The 24,877-nt window shown below is 31.7% G+C and carries 25 protein-coding genes; 3 read left to right on the top strand and 22 right to left on the bottom strand.

Annotated features, from left to right (window positions below; all coding sequences use genetic code 11):
• Positions 1 to 154: 154 nt before the first annotated feature.
• The 4 genes from ACWJJ2_RS14610 to ACWJJ2_RS14595 all read right to left on the bottom strand — a co-directional run bounded on the left by ACWJJ2_RS14610 (position 155) and on the right by ACWJJ2_RS14595 (position 4,633).
• Positions 155 to 1,102 (bottom strand): PucR family transcriptional regulator, encoded by a 948-nt coding sequence (locus ACWJJ2_RS14610; RefSeq protein WP_216303774.1) that lies wholly within the window; start codon positions 1,100 to 1,102, stop codon positions 155 to 157.
• Between the two features lie 13 nt (positions 1,103 to 1,115).
• Positions 1,116 to 2,225 (bottom strand): ABC transporter ATP-binding protein, encoded by a 1,110-nt coding sequence (locus ACWJJ2_RS14605; RefSeq protein ID WP_216303773.1) that lies wholly within the window; start codon positions 2,223 to 2,225, stop codon positions 1,116 to 1,118.
• Between the two features lie 277 nt (positions 2,226 to 2,502).
• Positions 2,503 to 3,441 (bottom strand): tRNA modification radical SAM protein MnmL/YtqA, encoded by a 939-nt coding sequence (mnmL, locus tag ACWJJ2_RS14600; protein WP_462953437.1) that lies wholly within the window; start codon positions 3,439 to 3,441, stop codon positions 2,503 to 2,505.
• Between the two features lie 115 nt (positions 3,442 to 3,556).
• Positions 3,557 to 4,633, bottom strand: a complete 1,077-nt coding sequence (locus ACWJJ2_RS14595; protein ID WP_216303771.1) for a hypothetical protein — start codon at positions 4,631 to 4,633, stop codon at positions 3,557 to 3,559.
• Positions 4,634 to 4,900: 267 nt separating this feature from the next.
• On the opposite strand from ACWJJ2_RS14595, the gene ACWJJ2_RS14590 reads away from it, so the two are divergent.
• Both ACWJJ2_RS14590 and ACWJJ2_RS14585 read left to right on the top strand, forming a co-directional pair.
• A complete protein-coding gene (locus ACWJJ2_RS14590; RefSeq protein ID WP_216303797.1) occupies positions 4,901 to 5,953 on the top strand; it encodes a YkvI family membrane protein in 1,053 nt (350 codons plus the stop codon).
• Positions 5,954 to 6,023: 70 nt separating this feature from the next.
• On the top strand, positions 6,024 to 6,962 hold the full coding sequence (locus ACWJJ2_RS14585) for a radical SAM protein (protein WP_462953436.1): 939 nt from the start codon (positions 6,024 to 6,026) through the stop codon (positions 6,960 to 6,962).
• Between the two features lie 153 nt (positions 6,963 to 7,115).
• Here ACWJJ2_RS14585 and ACWJJ2_RS14580 read toward each other — a convergent pair whose 3' ends face one another.
• From ACWJJ2_RS14580 to ACWJJ2_RS14560, 5 genes are all read right to left on the bottom strand, one after another.
• The gene (locus ACWJJ2_RS14580) at positions 7,116 to 7,805 is read right to left on the bottom strand and encodes a phosphatase PAP2 family protein (protein ID WP_216303770.1); all 690 of its coding nucleotides are present in this window, start codon (positions 7,803 to 7,805) and stop codon (positions 7,116 to 7,118) included.
• Between the two features lie 37 nt (positions 7,806 to 7,842).
• Positions 7,843 to 8,508, bottom strand: a complete 666-nt coding sequence (locus ACWJJ2_RS14575; RefSeq protein ID WP_216303769.1) for a S24 family peptidase — start codon at positions 8,506 to 8,508, stop codon at positions 7,843 to 7,845.
• Positions 8,509 to 8,596: 88 nt separating this feature from the next.
• Entirely contained in the window at positions 8,597 to 8,974 is a 378-nt protein-coding gene (locus ACWJJ2_RS14570) for a DUF3783 domain-containing protein (protein WP_216303768.1), read from the bottom strand.
• A 31-nt stretch (positions 8,975 to 9,005) separates the two neighbouring features.
• Positions 9,006 to 9,521 (bottom strand): peptidylprolyl isomerase, encoded by a 516-nt coding sequence (locus ACWJJ2_RS14565; protein WP_216303767.1) that lies wholly within the window; start codon positions 9,519 to 9,521, stop codon positions 9,006 to 9,008.
• Positions 9,522 to 9,676: 155 nt separating this feature from the next.
• Positions 9,677 to 10,057, bottom strand: coding sequence for a hypothetical protein (locus ACWJJ2_RS14560; RefSeq protein WP_216303766.1), 381 nt, complete (start codon positions 10,055 to 10,057; stop codon positions 9,677 to 9,679).
• A gap of 250 nt (positions 10,058 to 10,307) precedes the next feature.
• On the opposite strand from ACWJJ2_RS14560, the gene ACWJJ2_RS14555 reads away from it, so the two are divergent.
• Positions 10,308 to 10,604, top strand: a complete 297-nt coding sequence (locus ACWJJ2_RS14555) for a zinc ribbon domain-containing protein (protein ID WP_165412371.1) — start codon at positions 10,308 to 10,310, stop codon at positions 10,602 to 10,604.
• A 126-nt stretch (positions 10,605 to 10,730) separates the two neighbouring features.
• Here ACWJJ2_RS14555 and ACWJJ2_RS14550 read toward each other — a convergent pair whose 3' ends face one another.
• The 13 genes from ACWJJ2_RS14550 to ACWJJ2_RS14490 all read right to left on the bottom strand — a co-directional run bounded on the left by ACWJJ2_RS14550 (position 10,731) and on the right by ACWJJ2_RS14490 (position 24,738).
• Positions 10,731 to 12,095 carry an MATE family efflux transporter gene (locus tag ACWJJ2_RS14550; protein ID WP_216303765.1) on the bottom strand — a complete coding sequence of 455 codons (1,365 nt, stop codon included), beginning with the start codon at positions 12,093 to 12,095 and terminating at the stop codon, positions 10,731 to 10,733.
• A gap of 214 nt (positions 12,096 to 12,309) precedes the next feature.
• Positions 12,310 to 13,758, bottom strand: coding sequence for a HAMP domain-containing sensor histidine kinase (locus ACWJJ2_RS14545; RefSeq protein WP_216303764.1), 1,449 nt, complete (start codon positions 13,756 to 13,758; stop codon positions 12,310 to 12,312).
• Complete coding sequence (locus tag ACWJJ2_RS14540; protein WP_165412408.1) at positions 13,751 to 14,440, bottom strand: response regulator transcription factor; 690 nt, start codon at positions 14,438 to 14,440, stop codon at positions 13,751 to 13,753. Before ACWJJ2_RS14540 ends, ACWJJ2_RS14545 begins: the two co-directional genes overlap by 8 nt.
• A 337-nt stretch (positions 14,441 to 14,777) precedes the next feature.
• A complete protein-coding gene (locus tag ACWJJ2_RS14535; protein ID WP_216302050.1) occupies positions 14,778 to 16,103 on the bottom strand; it encodes a pyrimidine-nucleoside phosphorylase in 1,326 nt (441 codons plus the stop codon).
• 68 nt (positions 16,104 to 16,171) lie between these two features.
• The gene (gene deoC / locus ACWJJ2_RS14530) at positions 16,172 to 16,822 is read right to left on the bottom strand and encodes a deoxyribose-phosphate aldolase (protein ID WP_216302051.1); all 651 of its coding nucleotides are present in this window, start codon (positions 16,820 to 16,822) and stop codon (positions 16,172 to 16,174) included.
• Position 16,823: 1 nt separating this feature from the next.
• Positions 16,824 to 17,873, bottom strand: coding sequence for a LacI family DNA-binding transcriptional regulator (locus tag ACWJJ2_RS14525; protein WP_216302052.1), 1,050 nt, complete (start codon positions 17,871 to 17,873; stop codon positions 16,824 to 16,826).
• Positions 17,874 to 18,249: 376 nt separating this feature from the next.
• The gene (locus ACWJJ2_RS14520; RefSeq protein WP_216302053.1) at positions 18,250 to 18,774 is read right to left on the bottom strand and encodes a VanZ family protein; all 525 of its coding nucleotides are present in this window, start codon (positions 18,772 to 18,774) and stop codon (positions 18,250 to 18,252) included.
• Positions 18,775 to 18,937: 163 nt separating this feature from the next.
• Positions 18,938 to 19,876 (bottom strand): polysaccharide deacetylase family protein, encoded by a 939-nt coding sequence (locus tag ACWJJ2_RS14515; RefSeq protein ID WP_462952663.1) that lies wholly within the window; start codon positions 19,874 to 19,876, stop codon positions 18,938 to 18,940.
• Positions 19,877 to 20,223: 347 nt separating this feature from the next.
• Positions 20,224 to 21,387 (bottom strand): serine racemase VanT catalytic subunit, encoded by a 1,164-nt coding sequence (gene vanT, locus ACWJJ2_RS14510; RefSeq protein WP_462953435.1) that lies wholly within the window; start codon positions 21,385 to 21,387, stop codon positions 20,224 to 20,226.
• 44 nt (positions 21,388 to 21,431) lie between these two features.
• Positions 21,432 to 22,481: a D-alanine--D-serine ligase VanG gene (vanG, locus tag ACWJJ2_RS14505; RefSeq protein ID WP_216302055.1), complete on the bottom strand. Its 1,050-nt coding sequence runs from the start codon at positions 22,479 to 22,481 to the stop codon at positions 21,432 to 21,434.
• Positions 22,482 to 22,485: 4 nt separating this feature from the next.
• Positions 22,486 to 23,310, bottom strand: a complete 825-nt coding sequence (gene vanW, locus ACWJJ2_RS14500) for a glycopeptide resistance accessory protein VanW (protein WP_462953434.1) — start codon at positions 23,308 to 23,310, stop codon at positions 22,486 to 22,488.
• A gap of 142 nt (positions 23,311 to 23,452) precedes the next feature.
• On the bottom strand, positions 23,453 to 23,686 hold the full coding sequence (locus ACWJJ2_RS14495) for a hypothetical protein (protein WP_216302057.1): 234 nt from the start codon (positions 23,684 to 23,686) through the stop codon (positions 23,453 to 23,455).
• Between the two features lie 80 nt (positions 23,687 to 23,766).
• A complete protein-coding gene (locus ACWJJ2_RS14490) occupies positions 23,767 to 24,738 on the bottom strand; it encodes a D-alanyl-D-alanine carboxypeptidase family protein (protein ID WP_216302058.1) in 972 nt (323 codons plus the stop codon).
• Between the last annotated feature and the right edge of the window lie 139 nt (positions 24,739 to 24,877).

The following is a 24,877-nucleotide window of genomic DNA, read 5'->3' as shown; positions in this document are numbered from 1 at the left end:
GAATGCGTTTGAACAGGCCTTAGTAATTCACAATTTATTTTATTTTTAGCATATGCAAATAAAATAAATTTTAGAAGTACTTAGCGATGTGAACGCATTCCAGTAATATATACTTTTCGTTATAGCATACTCTAAGAAAAAAATTCCCCATGCCCTATTCCTTATTTTCTTTCCATATTAAAAAGGCTATAAGAAATACAGATGCATCTTTAAAGTTCCTAATATCAAAATTTGTTTCTTTCTTAATCTTATCCAATCTATAGATCAGGGTATTCCTATGAACATATAGTTTCCTAGCAGCATCACTAATATTAAGACCACAATTTACAAATTGCTCAATAGTTGATATCATTTCACCATCGAAAGCATCGAATTTGTCTTTTAACATATATAAAAGTTCCTGCTTAATTTTTATGTCTATGTTATAGACGATTTTCTCAAACAACATTTTATTATAACTAAATATATGATCTTTTATATCAAATTTTTTCCCTAGCTGCATACATTGAACAGCATCATTATAAGCTTTTTTAAACTCGTTTATATCATAAGCTCTATCTCCATAACTTAGATAACATTTACAATACAAATCTGATGATATGGATTCCTTTATACTTTCTGTATGTTCTTGTATTTCAGCAAAGTCACCAATTACAATAATACTATCATTATATATTAAACTTACAACTGGTTCTTTATCATATATTTGTTTTATTATGTTGAGAGATTCATAATTACTTCCATCTGAACTTATTAATATGATATAACACCCATCTTTGAGAAAAGGTAAATTGTAATTAATATTATCAATAGAAATTTCTCTATTCTCTAAAATATCAATAACTGCTTGTTCTTTAGTTAAAAAATGCTGGGTATATTTATTTTCAATAACATATTTAAGTAAGAATGTACAATTTTCATACTTCTTCTCTAAACTTATTATGCCTTTAACTCGTCCAAGCATAATAGTAAAGTTAGTTATATTTGAATTTTCAATATTTAAGTCACTAATATATAAAGCAATCCCATCTTCGGTAACTATATCAAATGGTATGTTTGAAGAGTGACTTAAATCCTTCAGGAATTCAGTAAAATTGTACATAGTACGTTTCCCCCTATATTATCGTGTTCTCCGTTTCTTTATCAAATATATGAATTTTATTAGTATCTAAAGCAATCTTAATTTTTTCTCCAACTATAGCTTTGGACGATCCATTTACTCTAGCTACAATACTTGTATTTCCTTTTGACAAATAAATATTAGTCTCCGCACCCATAAGCTCCGTAACGTCAACTTTGGCTTCTATAACTGAATTTTTATTTTTTTCAATAAAGTCAATACCGTCATCAATATCTTCTGGTCTAATTCCCATTATAACAATTTTGCCTATATAGTCTTTTTCTTTTACAGCTTCTGCCTTATCCTTCGGTAATATTATAGTTTCATTATCGAAAGAAAGCACAACTTCACCATCTTTTTCTAAAACCTTAGCTTCCATAAAGTTCATTTGAGGACTTCCTATAAACCCAGCAACAAACATATTAACTGGATGTTCATATATGTTATGAGGAGTATCTACTTGTTGCACTAATCCATCTTTCATTACAACTATTCTTGTCCCCATAGTCATAGCTTCTGTTTGATCATGCGTTACGTATACAAAAGTTGTTTGAAGTTTATGATGGAGTTTTGCTATTTCTGTTCTCATTTGAACTCTAAGTTTAGCATCTAAATTCGATAGTGGCTCGTCCATTAAGAATACCTTTGGACTTCTTACTATAGCTCGTCCAAGCGCTACTCTTTGCCTTTGTCCACCTGACAATGCCTTTGGTTTTCTATCAAGCAAATGTTCTATATCAAGGGTTTTAGCTACATCAGTAACCTTTTGTTTTATTTGATCCTTTGGCATTTTTCTTAATTTTAATCCAAATGCCATGTTATCATATACAGTCATATGAGGGTACAATGCATAGTTTTGGAAAACCATTGCTATATCTCTATCTTTGGGTGCCACATCATTTACTAATTTATCTCCAATATATATTTCCCCTTGTGATATTTCTTCAAGACCTGCTATCATTCTCAAAGTTGTTGATTTACCACAACCAGATGGTCCTACAAAAACTATAAATTCTTTATCTTCTATTTCAAGATTAAAATCTTTAACCGCTGTTACATTCCCTGTATAAACCTTGTATATGTGTCTTAATGATAAATTTGACATAATATATACCCCCCCTATATGTTTCTATATATATATATTAAACCTTTAAAAGCTATTTATCTATTTGCAAAACACACAAAAATTGTAAAGTTAATTTGTAGAAAGACACAACTGACCCTTTATTAAATTATCACCTGCGGTGCTGCAACATCTTCACAGAAGATACATTGACGACTTCAGAAGGAGATTTATACTCCCACTGAAGTTTCTCTTTGTTATTGTATGTAACTCCCACTCATAAAAGTGGGAGACTTTCCTTCTGAAATGTCGTCAAAACCTAATCCTTAAAATTTTTCCCTTGATATAAATCTAATTCCTTTAATCTGTTATCTATTCCATTTAAAACTTCCCATTTTTTCAAACTCCACATAGGGCCTATTAGTAACTCCCTTGGTGCGTCGCCTGTTAATCTATGAATAACCATATTAGGTGGAAGCATAGTAATTGACGTACAAATTATATCTATATACTCATCTTGCTGCAAAAACTTCAGCTTTTCTTGTTTGTAAAGGCTAACCATAGGGGTATCTTCCATAAGATGAAGTAGATGCATTTTTATACCCTTTATATTTTTATGTGCCACGTAGTCTATGGTTTTTAGCATGTCCTCCCTACTCTCTCCAGGAAGTCCAAAAATGGTATGCACCACCACATCAATGTTTCTCTTATTAAGCTCACTTAGAGCCTCCTCAAATCTCACTAATTTATATCCCCGATTAATAATTTTTGCGCTTTCATCACTACTAGTTTGAAGCCCTAGTTCTACCCATGTGTATACTCTATTAGAATATTCCTCTATAAGATCTAATACCGCATCGTCTAAACAATCAGGCCTTGTAGCTATAGCAAGAGCCACCACTCCTTCTTGTGATACTGCCTCCTCATATTTTTCTCTTAATACATCGATATTTGCATAAGTATTTGTATAAGCCTGAAAATAAGCAATGTATTTCCCTGTTTTCCATTTTTTATTCATCATAACCTTTATATCTTCAAATTGCTTTGTAATAGAAAAATCCCTATTCCCAGCAAAATCTCCTGAGCCCCTTTCGCTACAAAACAAACACCCTCCACTACTAATAGTCCCATCTCTATTTGGACAAGAAAATCCAGCGTCCAAAGCAATTTTAAAAACCTTATTACCGAACTTGTCCCTTAAAAAATAATTTAAACTGTGATATCTTTTGTCACTCCATATTTTCTGCACTAATATCATCCTTTCTTTATTTAAAGACCATTTAAATAAACTAACTAGTCGTAAGACTAGTTAGTTATTTGAAGATTCAAACCCTATATCAATTATACCTTATAGTCTGTGAACAGTGCATTATTTATAATTTATCTACGGTAAAAGTCTTTAAATCAAGTTTCCATTTACCAATTATATCTGCTTCCGAACTGTTAACATTTGGTTTAGGCATTACTTCATAAGTCATAGTATCCTCACCAAAAGAAGAAAATACAATTTGAACTTTTTCTACAGGATAGTCTTTTTCAAAATTAACAGGAATCATATCTCCATTATCTACATTATAAACCCTAATATATTTGCCCGTTTTTTCCTTATTATACTGTACAAGCAAAAATTTTTCATCTAAGGAGAAGGTCATAAATTCTACTTTACAATCAAGCAATAAATCTATTGAAATTAATTCCTTTCCAATTGGTTTTTCCTTAGCTACTTCACCCGATCCTCCACCTTGCGGGGACTCCTCAGTTGGATTTGTAGCACTTCCCTGAACTGCTAGAGATTGATCAATGTTAACAATACCAATAAATGAGTTTTTGTTATAAGTACTAACTGCAAGTTTATCTCCTTCATAACTAAAATTTATAGAGCTGAATTCTTTTGTAGGCACCACTACTTTATATAATCGCGCTCCATCATCTTTCGAATATACATATTTAGGAAACCCCGCTTTATCAATAATTAAATTGGTTTTTACATTTTTTTTATCTCTAAATCTAATACCCATGTCCTCCACAAAAGCTTCATTTTGTGGTGTATTGGTTATTTCGCTTATTTTATATTCAGCCCCATCTTTAATAATTCTGATAGAATATTCATCAAGGCATGACTGAGAGCTATCCATCGATGTTCTTGTAACTCTAACCTTAAAAACCCCACTTCTACCAACTTCATTACTTTCTGTAACTTTATAACCTTTTATCTTCATATCACTAATTGGCATATTAGAAACTTTTTCAGATAATTCCTTACTATATAGTTTTTTACCATTTTCATAATCTTCCTTCATTATAAAATTCATATAGCTCTCAACTACATTAGTTGCAGTTTTAATTTCAAAAGCATTAACTTTTGGCTTTTCTTTATTCTCTTTTTTTGAACATGATGTAAAAGACAAAATACAACACGCTATTAATAAACAACTTAAAATTTTTTTCAATTTTTCACTCCCTTTAATCCAATTTTAATTTAATTATGGAAATTATAATTACTTTTATACTTAGGATTTATAAAATCAAATTCATTATGCTAATTATAGTTTCCCTCTAAATAAATTTTTAATTTATAAAATCATCATTTATTATTAAAATCATCATTTATTATTAAACAATGCACATATATTTAGAAAGACAAGCATCTTATTTAAGTATGACTATTAATTTAATAATTTTGTGGGGGAGATTTTTTGAAAAAAACAATTGGTCAAATGTTTCAAATTTCAGCTGTATTTATCGGAACAATAGTCGGTGCAGGCCTTGCTTCCGGTCAGGAAATAACTCAATTTTTCAGTACTTATGGGTATATGAGCTTCTGGGGAATCCTCATATGTGGTTTAATCTATATTTTAATAAGTTCTATTATAATTTCTATTAGCCTAAAACATAAATTAAGCTCCTATACTGAGCTTATAACCCTTATAAGCCCCGGTTTTTTTGGTGTAATTACCGATGTTTTTACAAGTTTTTTCTTAATTAGTGGAGCCTCCATAATATTAGCTGGAAGTGGTGCGCTTCTTCATCAATATTTTGGTGTTTCAAAATGGGTAGGAATTTTACTTATGTCTGTAATCTCTTTATATACCTTACTTAAAGATACCAAAGGATTAATAACAATAAATTCCTTTATAGTACCTGCTCTTACTACAATCATTGTAACTATATTTGTATTGTATTTAGTATTCTACAAAGATATAGTGAGCGCTTCCTATATAAAACAAATCCCCTCTTATAAAACCCAAATTGTCCCTGTCCAATGGTTTTTTTCAGCCGTGCTCTATGCCAGTTATAACATGCTATCCTGTAGTGGTGTTCTAGTCCCAATAAGTCAAGAAATAAAGCATAAACGTATTCTTATTCCCGGAGTTATAATAGGCGCTATAGTTTTAACCATATTATGCTATTTTGTTAATGTGATGCTTTTATTAAACATTCCTCAAATTTTTAAATATGAAATTCCACTTCTATATATTACAAACCGTTTTGGCACACTAATGCAGATTCTTCTGCTTTGTGTAATTTTTTGTGAAATGTTTTCAACTGAAGTTTCTAATATATATAGCGTAGGCAAGACCCTTGAGAAAAAGTTTAATATTTCTTATAAAAAAGCGGTCATATTAATACTTATTATATCTTTGCCTATTTCTCAAATTGGCTTTAAAAATTTAATTAAAGTCCTTTATCCTGGCTTCGGTGCAATAAGTTTTATTTTTTTGATTCAATGTATTCTATTTTATAGAAAAACTTCTAAAAATCAGAATTGACATTATATATATTGCGCTGTACAGTTCTTATATATTCTAAAGATTTAAATTATAAAACAAGGAGATAAAGATGATTAATAAAGGCACTAGAGAATTAGATAGTTCATATTTTTTGAAATTGTTAAAAAAATGCAATTTATGTCCTAGGAAATGTTTTGTTAATAGATTAGGTGGAGAATTAGGCTTTTGTAGAGCTTCTAAGGATGTAAAAATAGCTAAAGCTTCCCTGCATCACTGGGAAGAGCCCTGTATTTCTGGCGTAGATGGCTCTGGAACTGTATTCTTTTCCAATTGTAATCTGAAATGTGTATTTTGTCAGAATAATAAGATAAGCCATGAAGATGCTGGGAAAACGGTATCTATCTATCGCCTTAGTGAAATTTTTTTGGAGCAGCAGGAAAGAGGGGCCCTTAATATAAATTTAGTTACCCCTACTCACTATGTACCCCAAATAATAGAAGCCTTGAAACTTGCTAAAAATAAAGGCCTTAATATTCCTATTCTCTATAATTCAAGTGGCTATGAAAATATAGATACCATTAAAATGCTTCGAGGGTTTATTGATGTTTATTTACCAGACTTAAAATATTGTAGCAATAAATATGCTATTAAATATTCAAAAGCGCCTAATTATTTTATTGTAGCTTCTGCCGCTATTACTGAAATGGTTTCGCAAGTAGGAGAAGTCAAATTTGATGCTGATGGTATAATTCAAAAGGGAGTAATCATTAGGCACCTTATGCTACCAGGCTTATTATTTGATTCTAAGAAAATAATAGATTTTATATATAACACCTTTAATGATTCAGTATATATCAGCTTAATGAATCAATATACCCCTATGCAAGTCGCAATTAATTATCCTGAAATAAACAAGAAAGTAAACCCTAATCATTATGATGCTCTAATTGAGTACTGCTTAAACCTAGGCATCACCAAGTGCTTTATTCAAGAAAGCGAAAGCTCATCTTCGACTTTCGTACCTGACTTTGATTTAAGCGGAGTATAATGCTAAAAGGTCCCCATGATTTTAATCATGGGGACCTTTTAGCATATAATCATTCCATATAGGTTGCGCTTTGATCTTTATGAATCATCTCCTGCGGAGCTGGATTAATGACTTCAGAAGGAGATTTATACTCCCACTGAAGTTCTTTCTTTATTACAGTATAGGACTCCCCCCTATAGAAGTGGGAGACTTTCCTTCTGAAATGTCATTAAAATCAAACTTTATATTCTTAAAAGAAAAATACAATACACAAGCGAATATTATGCCTGCAAGCACATCTACAAAATAATGTTGCTTTATAAACATAGTAGATAGAATTATAAAAACAGCTGCAGTAACACAGATCATTTTAATAGATTTACAAACCTTTTCCGATTCATAAATATATAAAGCTACTAACACTGAATTTAAAACATGAATGCTTGGGAAACAGTTATAAGGATTATCAGCCATGTATAAGCTTAAAACCAAATTACTGAAGAAATCCGTTCCTGTTATCATGGGCCTTGGAACACAGGTTGGATAAAAATAATATATTATATAACATGTAATCATACCTATATTTAAAGTTATAAGTAGCTTTAGATACCTTCCTTTATCTACTATACATAGGATAGTCGCAAAAATTGCTATAAATATATACCAAGATATATAAGGTAATATAAAAAATTTATTAAAGGGGATGAGCTTATCTACAAAAGTAAATAGGTCGTTAGTATCTCCTCTATATTGATTTAACATTGGATATGTCATACTTATTAATGGTATACTTAGTCCCAGTAGGCCTCTTTTAATAATATCCTTCCATTCTTGTAGCGCTACCTTCTTTTGTAGTTGTTCCATTTTATCTCCTCCTTCCCTCCTTAATAAAAGCTATATTTTATACCTTAAACTCTACTCTATCTAACCTTGCAATTATCTTTATATCATTATGTTTAACTGTATCAGTTCTTAATGAAACTCTATTGCTTATTAACAATATTTTATTACTATCTAATTTTTTTATTTGTCTTAACACTCTTTCTCCATTGTAATCCACTAGCGAAATAGCATTATTTTCTATTTCATGTGTCAAATGAGCAAAAGCAATGTCCCCACTACAAATTCTAAACCCAAGCATATCGTCATTCTCTATTTCTAAAAACAATACTTTATCTTGAGCATATCCTTCTACTTTATTTGATATTATTGGCATTTGTTTTACACCTATTGCTTTAGCTAAATCATATTTATAAATAGAAACATCTTTTAACACTGAGCTAAACGCATCATTCCATACCTCGTTTACTTTTCCCACGCTAGGTCTTTCGAGCTTTGGTTTTCTTTCTTCTACATACTCAGCGGCTTGAAATGATACAGATGTATCTTCAATTTCTTCCCCTAAGATTTTAGAGATTTTTTCTAAAAATTTCTCATTTATAATCTTTTTTCCCATTTCAACTTCATTAATAAAATTTTCAGAAACTCCGATTTTTTTACCTAATTGTTTTTGACTTATCGCTTTTGATTCTCTTACCTCTTTAATTCTATCTCCTACTCTGCTCATAATTCTCCACCTTTCCAGTTGAATAATTTTCCGTAAAATATAAATCTCCTGCTATCTTGCAGAAGATTTATATTTTGTGCCACATGCCTTATTCCATTTTTCTATAGGCTTCTCTTTCTTCAATTAGATGTTGCATAAGATAATTAACCGTCCAGTTTATAGATGTTGGTGTTACAGCGGCTAGTATAGTATTACTGCTTTTAATTTGCCTTATACTATCAATTAAATCATACAGTTCCTTATCTTTATAACTATTAAATAAAAGTAATTTTTCGTGGGGTAGTTCGATTTTATTTTTTTCACTTTCTATATTCTCTAATACTTCTTTAATTGTTACATTGCCCATATTTTTCTCAATTACTTTGCAAGGTAACATATTTTGTTTTGATAGTAAACTATTAAGTTTTTCTTCTTCATCCTCGTTTAGTCCATATGCAAGGATAAGTTTTTCATTAATAAGCTCCACAATATATACCCCCTACAATTTAATATTTTTATTACATTTTTTCTGGCTGATCGTACTCAATTCCTAAAGTATCAACGCTCATGCTTTTTATCCTTTGCACCTTACGTGGCATATCTCTAAAATCTCTTTCTACCTTAGCTATTTCTAAAGCATGCTCCATACCCTCAGTTACTTTTCCAAAAGCTGCATAACTTCCATCTAAATGATAAGAATTAGCTACCATAACAAAAAACTGGCTTCCTGCTGAATCTGAATCATTAGATCTAGCCATTGATAGAACACCAACTGAATGCTTTAAATCATTTTTAAATTTATTAGAAGAAAACTCACCTTTTATTGAATAATCTGGTCCACCAACACCTGTTCCCTCAGGGCAGCCACCTTGAATCATAAATCCTGGAATTACCCTATGAAAAGTAAGTCCGTTATAAAATCCCTTGTTTATAAGACTTATAAAATTATTTACCGTGTTAGGTGCAACTTCTGGGAACAATTCAGCCTTTATTACTTTTCCATTTTCCATATTAATTGTTACTATTGGATTCATATATTTATCTCTCCTTCTATTATGTATTCATTATAAATTATATCACATTTTATGTTATTTACTAATTTATATATATAAGCCGTATATTTAGTAATCTAAAAAAATAACTAGTAACTTCCCTAGTTATTTTTTTAGATGATGCGCCTTGTAAAAAGTTAAATAACTTGATGACCGACACTTATTTGCAAAATCATTTTTTCTTGAGGGTTCTCTAATTTTATATGAATGTTACCTCCAGGAAGTATTATTAGAAAATGTTCATCTAGCATGTCTACCTCTCGATTTTTTTCAATATTTACTGTATCTATTTCTAAGTTTCCGTAAGCCTCCGCTATATTGTATTCATATCCAATGTTTAAACTACCAAAGTTAGTTATATTTTCTAACTGTTTATCCTCATTTGCAATGATTAAATGTGCGATATTTTTATTTTCTTCGGATTTACATACTAGATGATTTATAATACATAAACAATCACTTTGAACTGGATTATTGATAATTATACAATTAATTTTTTTTGATTCTTCAATTTCCATATTAAATATATCCTGACCTATATGGTGTTCATTATTATTTTTTAATTGAAATACTCTGATTTTATCACCTTATTTCTGTTGTTCTTTGTATAGTTTAGTCTATTCTCATAGTCATGATATTGCTATACTTAATTAAAATAAAATATGTAACATCTTCATGTTTTTTAGTCACAAATACACATTATATTAAATAATATATTATTAAGTCTATGCATTAAATTCAGACTGCACCATAAAAAGGAGGAATATTATGCCTTCCGCACCCAATTTGGACAAAATTAAAGATTCAATAAGCAATAGTTTAGATATTATATCAAACAAGTCTGAATATTTTATTGAAATATCAAAACTTAAATATAAAATTCATTCTGAAGAGAACAGTATGGAAGATCTCTACAAAGATATAGGAAAAGAACTGTACGCAATTTTTAAAACTAATAATCACATTGATGACTCCCTTTTAGATTATTGTAAGACATTAAAAAAAATAGAAGCCCGAATAAAAAATCTAGAAAAAAAGCTCAATAAAATTGATAATAAAAAATAAATAAAAAAGTATATATTACTATTAATGCATTCATTTCGCTATGAACTACTAATTTCAATGCATTATACGTAATATATACTTTGTTTTGCGCATGAAAATATTTGTTATTTATTTTAACGTACCCTGTTATGTAATTACATCCATGCCTTCATCATGTAGTTTATTTAAATGTCTTATCTCTACAAAAATAAACACGGCTGTTATAATTGAAGCTAATGCATCTGAACTAGGTCCCGATAACCATACACCATCTAATCCAAAGAACCTTGGCAGAATAAATAGTAATGGTATGAGGAGTATTACTTGTCTGCTTAATCCTAAAAATATGGATATTTTAGCTTTACCTATAGCTTGGAAGTAGTTCGAACTAACTATTTGAAATCCTATTATAGGGAGCATAAACAGGTATATTCTAATGCCATGGCTACCTATTACTATTAGTTCTGGATCCTTATTAAACAAACTTATAATTTGTTTTGGAAATACCTGTATAATTATAAACCCAGTTGTAGTAATAGTTGTAGCTGCGATTATTGCTAATCTTAGGGCATGTTTTACTCGTCCATAATTTTTTGATCCATAATTGTATCCGATAATTGGTTGACACCCTTGGTTAATTCCAAAAGTAGGCATCAACACCATCATCACCACACTCATAATAACTCCCATGGCTCCGAGTGCCATGTCCCCACCATATTTAACTAAACTTCTATTAGAAATAATAGACACTATACTTGCAGCAAGTTGCATTGAAAATGGCGACATACCTATAGCAAAAATGCTTTTTACAACCTTAGCATCTAATTTTAAATTTTTATAGCGTATTTTTAGCACACTATTCCCACCAAAGAAATAGGATAATACCCATATCATACTTACAGCCTGAGAAAGAATAGTTGCAATAGCTGCACCTCTAGTTCCCATATGAAAAACAAAAATGAAAATTGGATCTAAAATTGTATTTAATACTCCCCCAATCAACATTGTAACCATAGCTGCTCGCGGGTTACCCTCAGACCTTATTATATTATTCAGTCCAAATCCTACACTTTGAAACATTCCGCCTATAAGTATTATTGTTATGTATTCCTTAGCATATGGCAATATATCTTTACTCGCTCCAATTTTAAGTAACAGGGGTTCTAAAAATATAAGCCCTAAAATAGTTACTACAATTGAAAGTATAATAAGAAGAGTAAAGGCATTTCCTAAGATATGTTCTGCCTCTTCTTTTTTTTGTTGTCCAAGTTTAATAGATATAAGTGCGGCACTTCCAATTCCCACAAGCATTGCAAACGCCATAATCATAATAGCAATAGGAAATGTAACTGTAACTCCTGATAGTGCAAGTTTTCCTATTCCTCTTCCTATAAATATTCTATCTACAACATTATATAAACCATTAACTAGCATCCCTATAATGGCAGGAATTGAAAACTTCATAAGCAATTTACCTATATTTTCCTCTCCTAATTGTTTTGAGCTATCCAAAAAATCTCCTCCTCGTATGTATAATTATATAATCTTATCACAAAAGCTATCATTAATACAAAAAAGTATATAATATTACAAATTAGTTTAACGATATTTTAGAATAAAAGTCCTCCTCTTCTATAAGATGGGTTACGGACTATAACAAATAAAAAACTTCAGAAGGAGTATAAATCTCCTTCTGAAGTCGTCGATGCATTATCTCCGTACCCCTTTACTTTAATTTAATTATAAATTTGCAACCTTTATCTATATCGCGCCCTAAATATATACTTCCTCCATGCTTTTCAATTATTGCCTTTGATATTGCAAGTCCAAGTCCTGTACCACCATTTTTAGAGTTTCTTGTAGAGTCTACTCTAACAAAAGGCTCAAAAATATCTCCTTCAAATTCCTTAGATATTCCTACTCCATCATCTTCAATAATAATTACAGCCGTGCCATCATCTATTAACAGCTTGATACTAATAGTAATCCCTGGACCATTGTATTTAATACTATTTAGTATAATGTTACTTATAGCTCTATCTAAATTTTTTCTATCAAACGGTATTTCAACTTCATCTTCGGTAATATCAAATTCATATTGAACACCTTTTTGCTCCATCATTGGTACATACCCGGCAATAAGTTCTCTTAAAAACTCGCCTACATCATGATTTCCTATATCTAATTTATATTCCGTACTTTCAACACGAGAAAATTCAAAAAGATCTTGAATTAAGTCATTTGCTCGTCTACTATTATTATTAATAACTTTTAATAACTTATTTTTATCTTCTGATGAGATATCCTCATTTTCTAATAAGAATTCTGAATACCCCAATATACTTGTTAATGGATTTTTTAAATCATGAGATATATCAAGAATCATCCTCTTCCTGTTATGTTCCGCTTTTTTCTTTAGTAGCTTTTCTTGCTGTATTTTTTCAGCCATTAGATTAAAAGCATCTTTTAGTTGACCTATTTCATTCAAAGAATTAATTTCAACTCTCGCTGAATATTCTCCATTTTTTATAGTATTAACCCCTTGTAATAGTTTTTTTAATGGTTTAACAAAAATCCTTGATGTGAGTTTAGAATAAAGTACCATTGTAGATATTAAAAATATAAATATTATAAAGGGAAATATATTTAAAAAAATATGTCTTGTGTTTTTAGGTTTAGCGGCTTCTTCTATTTGATCTTTATGTTCAAGCCCCCAGGTATATGCGTCAAAAATACTGTCAGGCATAGCAGTTATTAAAATAAAGTCTTTATTTTCTCCATATTTACTAGAATAAAAATAACCATCTTTTAAATTATTAGTAATCATATCATTATAATAATCTAGTGAGTACTTAAATCCTGCTTTATGGTTACTTCCATTTTCCATCACAATAACTAGGTTTTTATCAAGCACTTCAACATATCCCTTATGTTTTATAAAATTCGTTACATTAATATCCTTATAATTTTGTTTTATCATATACTGTGCTGTAGCCTTATCCGTTGATGGATCAACATAATCAATAGAAATGTAAAAAAATAAAGCACCCATGGCTAGCATAAATATTGCAATTATAATAACCAAAAATAAAATGTAATTTTTAAACAATTGAGTTTCCATCTTCTTACTTTTAAAATATGTTGCTATCTTTTTTAATTTATTTCTATTAATCATGGTTCTTCTCCATTTTATATCCTATACCTCTTATTGTTTTTAAATATTTAGGATTTTTAGGGTCGTCTTCAATTTTTTCTCTAATATGGCTTATATGCACCATAATAGTATTAGAATCTCCATAATATGTATCACCCCAAACTATTTCATATAACTGTTTTTTGGTGTATACCTTTCCTGGATTCTCTAAAATAAACCCAAGTAGCCTATATTCCTTTGGATTTAAAACTATCTCTATATTGTTTTTATAAATAATACAACTTTCCTTGTCTAGCATCAACTCTCCAATTATTATTCCAGTTTTATAAGTTTTATTAGAATATTTATAATACCGTCGTAGCTGAGCCTTAACTCGTGCAATTATTTCAATGGGACTAAAAGGTTTTAATACATAATCATCAGCCCCTAGTCCAAGACCAAGGATTTTATCCGACTCTTCTTCTCTTGCAGTAATAAAAATCACCGGTATTTCGCTAGTTTCCCTAATCTTTTTTAAAACCTTAAATCCATCAATTTTCGGAATCATAACATCAAGTAGTGCAATATCTATATCTTTATTTTCAAATATATTTAAAGCTTGCATACCATCTTCTGCTGTGAATATTTGATATCCTTCTTTTGATAAATGAATCTCTAGCAATTCTCTAATATCCTGTTCATCTTCTACAATTAGAATATTCATCATATATCTCCCCCCAGCTTATATACATTGTACCTCTAAACTGCACTTTAACTCAAATAAAAAAAGAAAAAAGTATATATTACTGGTGCTTGCTCAAATGCATTTTCCATAATATATACCTTTCTCAGCCTGCTAAAATAATGTAAATCATATAATTTCTAATGAAAAAAGAATAGAGGGTATTCCCCCTCTATTCTTTACTTTATTAAATCATCTCCTGCGGAGCTGCAATATTAACGACTTCAGAAGGAGATTTATACTCCCACTGAAGTTTTCTATTTGTTAGGGTATGTAACTCCCACTTATATATGTGGGAGACTTTCCCTCTGAAATGTCGTTAAAATCTTGTCGTACCGTCTTTCGTAACAATACCTTTGATTAATGACTTAGCTATTATTTTTTCTTGTACTATTTCATACGCATCTAATACCATTTTTACAGATAATTTTTGTTTTTCAACACTACTTGCATAAACAGTTGCAATAGCCTCACCCTTGTTTACAAAATCTCCGATTTTCTTATGAAGAACAATTCCCACTGATAAATCTATTTTGCTTTCTTTAGTTTCACGCCCAGCCCCTAAAACTAAAGCAGCCTTTCCTATGTCGTCAGCTTTTATTCCTTTCACATAGCCTTCATGGATTGATATAATGGGCTCTATAATAGCTGGCACTGGGAATATAGATGGATCGTCTACGTAAGCTGGATTTCCACCTTGTGATACTACAAGTTCTCTTAATTTCTGGATACCTTTTCCTGATTTTATAATATCCACAAGCACTTTTCTCGCCTGCTGCGCGTCCGTTGCTTTTCCTCCTAATACAAGCATATGTGCTCCTAAGGTTAAACAAAGTTCTGTAAGATCTTCTGGACCTTCACCTTTTAATGTATCTATAGCTTCTTTTACTTCTAAAGCATTACCAACTGCATAACCTAATGGTTGGTCCATATCAGTTATTACACCAATAGTATTCCTACCTACATTAGTTCCTATATCAACCATCTCTCTTGCAAGTTCAAAGGCATCATCCTCATTTTTCATAAATGCACCACTACCTGTTTTTACATCGAGTACTATGGCATCTGCTCCAGAAGCTATTTTTTTACTCATTATACTTCCTGCAATTAAAGACATATTATCAACAGTCCCGGTAACATCACGAAGTGCATATATTTTCTTGTCTGCTGGTGCTAAATCAGCAGTTTGACCACCTATAGCAATTTTGGCTTTGTTTACATTTTGCATAAACTTTTCAATTGACATGGCAACTGAGAAGCCTTCAAAAGATTCTAGCTTGTCAATAGTTCCACCAGTATGTCCGAGTCCTCTTCCTGACATCTTAGCAACTGGCACGCCTGCTGCTGCAACAATAGGCCCAAGAATTAAAGTAGTTGTATCACCTACACCACCAGTACTATGCTTATCAACCTTTACACCTTCAATAGACGATAAATCAATAGTTTCACCACTATTCACCATTGCCATTGTTAAATCTTTAGTTTCTCTCTTATTCATTTTTTGAAAGTATATAGCCATAAGCAATGCTGAAACTTGATAATCCGGGATAGTTCCATCTGTATATCCGCCAACAAAAAAATTAATTTCTTCTGTAGTAAGTTCGTTGCCATTTCTTTTTTTTATTATTAAATCATTCATTCTCATACTAATCACCCCTAATTATTCATTTTAAATATATTTATATGTCTTCAAATTTAATAATTATAATTTGACTATTTAAATCCCTGGACTATTGCTATAGAACTACTAGCTCCTACTCTACTAGCGCCTGCTTCAATAACAGCTTTTGCATCTTCAGCTGTCCTTACTGCTCCAGACGCTTTAACTCCCATTTCTGGTCCTACAGTCTCTCTCATTAATTTTACATCATGAATTGTTGCTCCACCTGTTGAAAATCCTGTTGAAGTTTTTACGAAGTCCGCTCCAGCTTCTTTAGCTATTTGACATACCCTAACTTTTTGTGCATCTGTTAAAAGACAAGTTTCTATTATTACCTTTACTAGTGCGTATCCTTTACAAGCACCAACTACTGCTTTAATTTCATCTTTTACTACATCAAACTTGTTTGATTTTATAGCACCAACATTAACTACCATATCTATTTCCTGCGCACCATTTTCAATTGCTTGTTTTGCTTCAAATGCTTTAACTTCTTTTGTTGTAGCTCCCAGTGGAAAACCAACAACGATACAAGTTTTTACGTTACTTCCTTCTAATTCTTTTCTTACAAGTGATGCGTAATATGCATTAGCACATACTGAAGCAAATCCGTATTCTTTAGCTTCAGAACAAACTTTTATAATTTGGTCCTCGCAGGCTTCTTGTTTTAATAGTGTATGGTCTATATATTGTTCTATTTTCATATTAATCTTCTCCTTTATTTTTTATAAAATTATTTCCTATATACTTTTCTGATCCTTTTAAGAGAATCTCTGGCAAAATAGTTACTCTTTTAATTTCGGTAGGCTTGTTACTATTTAAATTTTCTAATAACATTCTCATACCAATTCTGCCAAGTTCAATAGATGGCCCATTAATAAAACTAATGTCCATCCCTATTATATTTAACATATCAAGCTTATCAAACCCAATAATCGCCATATCACGCGGTACATCTATTTTTTCTTCATAAAAAGCTTTTATGCATCCCAAAATCATGGTATTACTACTTACAAAAATAGCAGTAGGTCTATTATCCATTTTCAATATTTGCTTTGTGATTTCATAAGCAGTTTCATATTTGTAGTCACCATAAAAAATATATTCCTTTGCTACAGGAATATTATTAGCTTCTAATGCTTTTTCATATCCTAGCAATCGTTCTTTTGCAGGTCTAGAATTCATATTTCCTGTAATTATAGCAATTTTTGTGTGACCTGCTTCTATTAAAGTAGTTGTTCCAGCATCAGCCCCTTTTATATGATCTATAAAAACTCCACTAAAATCAAGATACTCAACATGCCCATCAATTAAAATTATTGGAATTTCTAAGCTTTTAAGAGCATTTAAGTTTTCACTATTACCTGAATCTTTGTAGAACGTTGGAGTTATAAGGAGTCCTTGAATCCTTTGCTGCTTAAGAACATTAATAGCTTTTAGTTCCTTATCTTTATTCTCATCAGTATCACAAAGAATTATATTTAGATTATGTTCATCCGCAATTTCAGTTACACCTTTAATAATCTCCCCAAAAAACAAATTGTTTATATCAGGAACTATAACTCCAATAGTATTAGTTTTACTTTTGGATAGGCTTCTAGCTATAGCACTAGGTGTATAATTTAGATCTTTTATTACCTTTTGAACTTTTTTTCTTGTTTCATCTTTTACATAACCTGAATTGTTTAACACTCTTGACACTGTTGCATGTGATACTTTAGACTTTTGCGCAATATCACTTATTGTCACTGTCATTTTAGCCATCCTCACTTTCAGGAAAACGATTGTAAAATTCTAAATAAATACCCTTAAGACTCAATTTTCTGAAATATGTTACCGCTTTCACATTTAGTATACTGCAAGGTTATGTAAATTTCAATAGGATTTATTCGACATTTTTATGAATTTTATAACTCTATGTTTGTCTTTCAAAACATGTAGTCACCATTTGAAATATGTCAGAAATAAATAAGATGTACTTTTGGTACACAAAACAAACGCCTAAGGACTATTTCAAAAAGTATACTTTATGAAATAGTCCTTAATCCACCTTTTGGATGCTGCATGTAAAAATATAACATACATGCCATCATTAACTAATATGATAGAAAGGAATAGGCAATAAAGAAATTCAGAATCTCATTCTCACCATGAATAAATAATATAATATACAAGGTAATCCGATGGCAGATAGTATTGTGATTGCAGTATGTACTTTTTTCTCATCTCGTAATATACACAATAAAAACTTATACCCTAAAATACCAATCAATCCACCCAAACAATTTAGAAATATATCATCAATGTCTGATGCTCCAATGCCTAAAAGCCCCTGAATGATTTCAACAAACAAACTCACTATAAATATAAACAACAAATTGGTTATTACTCTTTTATCATTTTTGAATAATGACAAATATGTACCAAGTGGAATAAAAATAACTATATTGCCACCCACATTACCAAAAGCAAATGCTTTTATATTCGCAGAACTGCCAGTTATATATTGCATTATACTATAAAAAGGAATGAGATTGATTGACCTATGCTCCAAATGCGAAATTCTTGATAACAACAATATTTTACTTAATAAAAGTATGTAACAAATGAAAACACCATATAAAAAGACTGTTTTAATTCTCTCTCGTTTATTCATAATACCTCCATTTATTCCTCTATTGATTTATTTAATGGTGCATGGAATCTAATCGATATGATGTTCTGTACACTAAAATAAGCGAACTATTAGATATTAAAAAAGCTACGGAAGATTAATAATTTTTCTTAGCTTTTTTTTAGCTACTAAATGAATTTTAGCCCTATTTCAATGTTCTAAATTCATATCCTTTTTCTTTTAAATACCTTATGATTCTAGGTAATGCTTTAGCCGTTTCTTCCTTACCATATGTATCATGCATCAAAAGGACTACCTTTTCAGTAGTTCCTATAGATGCTTTTGTTAACTCGAATATTTCATCTGCAGTTTTCTTTTTCCCCTCTGAATCGAAATCATAGGCATTCCAATCAATCTCATACATATTGTTTTCCTTTAATCTAGTACTAAACTCATCCAAATTAGGGTCATTATAGTGTTTTCTAGACATATATCCACCTGGCATTCTCAGAACTCTTGTATGAAAATCTTGTCCAATAATTCCTCTTATTACCTCATTGGTTTCATTAACTTCATTCATGTAGGTTCCTATATCAATCTTATTCCCAGGATATATCTTTTTTAAATCGTGGCTATATGTATGATTTCCTAAGGCATGACCATCTTCAAAAGCTCTTTTTACTATCTGCTTACTTTTTTCATCAGCTTCTACGCTTTTCCCAATTAAAAAGAAAGTTGCTTTCACTTCTTCTTCATTTAATACATCCAATATTTTAGAAGTCACCGTGACAGATGGCCCATCATCAAAAGTAAGAAAAACCATTTTTTTACCATCTTTCTTACTACTCATTAAACCCTTTAATTTTGAAATATCATAGGTATACTTATCCCCTTTTTCGTTCACATTTGACCCCTTGATAAGACCTCTATCCGTTGTACTACCTTCATTTTTAGGTTTAGTTTCTTCAACATCCTTAACTATTTCTACCCTACTAGCTTGTCCATCTTTATTATAAAAATGATTATATACCTTATAACCCCCAGAAAAACTTCCAATAATTAAGGATAATATTAAAATATTCTTTATTGTTACAAGGCCTTTGTTTTTTCGCCTATTTCTTCTTATCATTTGTGTTATTTGCATTATTTTTTCTCCTCATATAATCTAGTTATGAATTTTATCGCTTTAGTTCTCACAGGGACAATTAAAATGGCCGCCCAAAGCTTCCCATTCCCATACAGAATATCAATAACGGCTCGGGCTTCTTCTCAGCATTTCCCTATTATTTCATAGGTTCAAATTCTGGTTCAGAAGTAAAATTATTTTCATGATCAATAAATGTTATGCATACATTATTATTTTCTAAGTGTACTGAAACTGCTTAGCCATTTTGATCCTTGCTTTGTTTATAACGTACATTTATATACTATTCCTTTTTTTTAAATAATTATATTAATTTCAATTGTAATTACTTGTAAATTTTTGCAGATTCATAAAATTACCCTTTTCAACCGACCTCCTAAACGACTTAGCAGTTCACTGGCAATTGTCCCAGCATTTTTAGCTAATTGTTGTGCTGTAATTTTCTCTGGGCCATCACAACCAATCAATGTAGCAATTTCATTTTTACGAGCATCAGGAATATCGGTGACATCAACCATGAGTTGATCCATACAAATCCGGCCAATTGTTGGTGCAAAGCAGCCGTGAATCAAGACATAACCCACTCCACAGGAAAGGCTTCTCGGCAGGCCATCTGCAAAACCTATAGGAAGAATGGCAACGCGTGTCTCCCTTTGTGCAATAAATTGACGGCCATAGCTGACACTTTCTCCTGTATAAATTGTTTTTACGAGTACAATTCTCGCTTTTAAAGCCAGAACAGGTTGCAAATTTATCTGCATTCTTGTTTTATTATCGGGCGAACTTAATGCACCGTATAGTGCATCTCCGATTCTGACATAATCGCATTGGAGTTCTGGATAGTTCAAGACTCCATAACTGCTTTGAATGTGAATTTTAGGTAATGTATGCCCAAGTTTCTCAAGCCGATGCAACAGTGCATAAAAACTATGAAATTGATTTATGGTAAATTCAGTATCATCTGCTTTTGTGCTATCTGCGACGCATAGATGAGTGAAAATTCCACAAACCTTCAAATTCTCGCATCCCAGGATTTTATCAATCTCCATCGTGTTGTTGCAGCGTTCACCCAAACGATGCATACCAGTATCAATTTTGATGTGAACCTGTATAAGTTTTCCGAACACATTAAGCTGTTTTGCGTGCTCATAATCGGTTATCGTCTGCATCAAATTGTAACAAAGCATTTCTCTAGACCACTTCGGTGAGGTATAACCTAAAATCAGTATATTGCCTTCAATTCCGTGCATCCGCAAATGGATAGCCTCGTCTATTGTGGCAACAGCGAAAGATTTAACGCCCAATTGGTTTAGATTGGCTGCTACCTCCACATCGCCGTGCCCATAGGCATTGGCTTTCACAACAGCCATCAATTCGCATCCATCTGAAAGAACCTCACTTAAGGCTTTCACATTATGTTTTAAGTTGGTTAAATTGATTTCAATCCACGCTCTGTCCATATGTGTTTGTTTTGAATTAAATTCCATTCTTTTCGTTTTTTTTAAAATCATACTGCTAAGGTTCGCAGTATCTTTAGGGTCTAATGTCAGTGTCCTCATCGTCTCATCTCCAGCATTATTAGGGAATCTACAATTTCATCAAAAGTCATACCAATTCCTTTAAGCATATTGGGATAGCGGCTATGAGAAGTAAACCCGGGAATGGTATTGACTTCATTAAAAATGATATCTCTATCCGGTGTTAAAAATAGGTCTACCCGTGCAAATCCGGAACATCGCAGCGCCTGATAAATTATGACAGATGTCCGCTTGATCCGCACAGCCATATCTGCGTCAATGCGGGCAGGCATATGAATTTGGGAGGTTTTCGGGGTGTATTTTTCGATATAATCATTAAACCCATTCGACAGTTCTATCTCATCCACCTCTCCAATAGTAAGTGAATCATTGCCAAGGACAGCGCAACCAACTTCGAATCCATTGATTGCTTCCTCTATGAGGATCTTATTGTCATACTGAAAGGCGACAGCGATCGCACCTTGAAGTTCACTCTCTTGCGAAACCTTTGTGATGCCAAGAGAGGACCCTCCACTTACGGGTTTAACAAACATTGGAAATTTTAAGGGAACAATCCGCTCCATCAGTTCTGCATCGGAAATCTTAGATCTAAGCAAAATTGATGGGGGCGTTTTTACTCCAGCCAAATGAACGATTTTATGGGCAATGTCTTTGTCCATGCACATTGCCGAGCTCAACGTGTCGCATCCTACAAAAGGGATACCAGCCATCGTCAATAAACCTTGTACTGTTCCGTCCTCACCGTTTTTTCCATGAAGGACGGGAAAAACCACATCAATTCTGGTCGCAATTATCTTATCATCATAAAACTCAAGCATCCCATGAATATGCCGATCAGGTGAAATAATAGCCGGAACACAGGCCCCAATATCCATCCATGTATTGTCACGAATTTGCTCCGGTGAACCATCATATCTCATCCAAACTCCCCACCGCGTAATACCGATTAGGATTACATCGTAATATTCCATATTAAGGCTTATAATAACAGAATAAGCAGATTGTAAGGAAACCTCATATTCGCTAGAACATCCCCCAAATATGATTGCAATTGTTTTCTTTTTCATTGTATTATTCTCCTTTTTCTATAATTTCTATATCATCATGTAACTGATATCCTATTTCACATATATTGTTATAAAGAAGACTATCGTAAAACTGTTGTAATTTTTCATCTGACTTTCTTTGATAAATAGATACCTGCTGAAATACATTGCACCCTTTTCTATAATAGGATATATCTCGATCAAATATTTCGTACGTGAAATCTAGCTCTTTATTTGTCAAAATACAACCCTGCATATAGCTGTCATTGAATGTAATCTTTATTTGGAATATGGAATTTGTCTCATTTTTAACCTTTAAATCCAACCACCCCTCACTGACAGTAGCATCCGTAGCTTCGGGAATATCACTTGCTTCTGATGAAAATGTTTTAATATCGTGGGTATGTCTCTCTACAATTGTAAGTGGGGTGTGAATCAGCAACAAAAAAATTAAATTACTTAATTGACAAAGTCCACCACCATACTCCCCTACTATTTTTCCATCCTGTAAGACTAATCCATCTTTATAATTTTCATAACGGTCGGCTGATTTGACAAGTTGCCAAAAGGAAAAGGTTTCTCCAGGTTGTATTAAAATATTGTTAACTGTTTTGGCAGCAAGTTTTAGGTTATATACTTTATTAATTTGATATTGTAAATCAAATCCACTGTTGTCGTTTATCAACAAAGACCCTGCTTCGAATACCTTGTAGGGTAATTCATTATCTTCTTTCGTTTTCGCATAGCTGTTTTTATCAAAATACATATGTATGTAGAAGAAATTTTTTCTTTGCATTTTTCTAAGTGGCAATAAAAATGGGAATATATGTGTAATTCTCTTTCGTGTCATATAATCTATCCTTCCATCTATTTATTTGTAATATCTTTTCCTTACTCTCTAATATTACAAGAATTAGTTTAAGAAAATTGTAATTAAATCTTAAGATTTCTTAAGATTACAACTTATTAAGCAATATAATTAAACAATAGTTTTAATTTTTTTTTGTAGCATTTTTGTTAATTTTATCATTTGCATCATATGGAGATATATTCATTATTGAAAACAGATCTGAAAATAGCCTACGTGCTGCTGGTACTGCTGTCTGTCTCGCATAATATTTCATTGAGTTTGGCTCCTCTATAGTAGCTATTGAGCTTACCTTTGTATTACTTGAAGGGTCCATACCTACAGTTGAATTTACAGTAATTATATTTAAATACAACAATACAGTATCCTGCATTTATCATATTATAAATTAGGTAATCATTATACGAGTAGTGTTGTTAATAAGTTTTTATGGGAAGCTTATTTTTTTCCTAAGTTGTTGTACACTGTTAATGCATCGGTAATATTGTACTGCTCAGATTTGTGATTTCCCTTAGCACCGACTGTAATCAAAATATATTCTTTCCCGCCTACTTTAGCGAGACTTGCGAGGCATAGACCAGCCTTATCGGTATACCCAGTTTTTCCTCCTAAAATTTTTCCGCCACCAATATTTGAACCGTTAAGTTTTTCAAACATTGTACTGTTAAATGTTATCCCATCAGGGTGCTTATTCGTGGATTGGGTTGAATAGCTGGAAGAAGTGAAAATCTTACGGAATGTATCATTTTTAAGTGCATAGCTAAGAATTATAGTCATATCCTTAACCGTTGTATAGTGATTTTTATTGTCAAGTCCAGTCACATTGTCAAAATGGGTGTTATTCATACCGAGCTCTGCCGCCTTTTGGTTCATCATCTTTACAAAGTTCTGCTCTGAACCAGCAATTTTGTCGGCAAGCCCAATAGAACACTCCCCACCACTTGGTAGCAGCGCCCCGTATAGCAGGTCAATTGCACTGACTTGCTCATTCGGTAAGAAGCCGGCCATTGAAGCATCTGCATTGTACAGCTTTTTAAACATAGAATTAGGGAGTTCTATCTTTTCCTGCAAATTTGACAAATTTTCTATTGCAACAATTGCGGTAATTATTTTGGTCAAGGACGCAGGATTAATTTTTTCTTCACTCTTTTTCTGCATCATGATAGTGTGATCATTTAAGCAGACCAGAATCGCATGAGGACTATTCAGATTATTTGAAGATATAGAACTAGATGGGTCAGATGCTACCATTACCGAGGGCCTCAGCGTGGTTTTATTATCGCCACTCTTATCATGTAAAGATCGGCCTCCAACGATAGTAATAGATTTATATACGAGAAGGACAATGACAACCATCAATAATAATGACAAAAAAATTACTTTTGTTTTCTTCTTAGGTTTTTTAAGCATAATAAAACATCTCCTTATTTTGTGCTGGTTTTGTTTAATCACAGAAGATTGCACTTTTCTTCTCTTATGTATTATTTATTCATCACGTTTTACAAGAGTAAAATTATAAACTCCTTAATTTAATATTTTTAAAACTCAT

The sequence above is a fragment of the Clostridium sp. CM039 genome, assembly GCF_055081075.1.
This window is presented reverse-complemented; position numbering and strand designations above follow the sequence as displayed.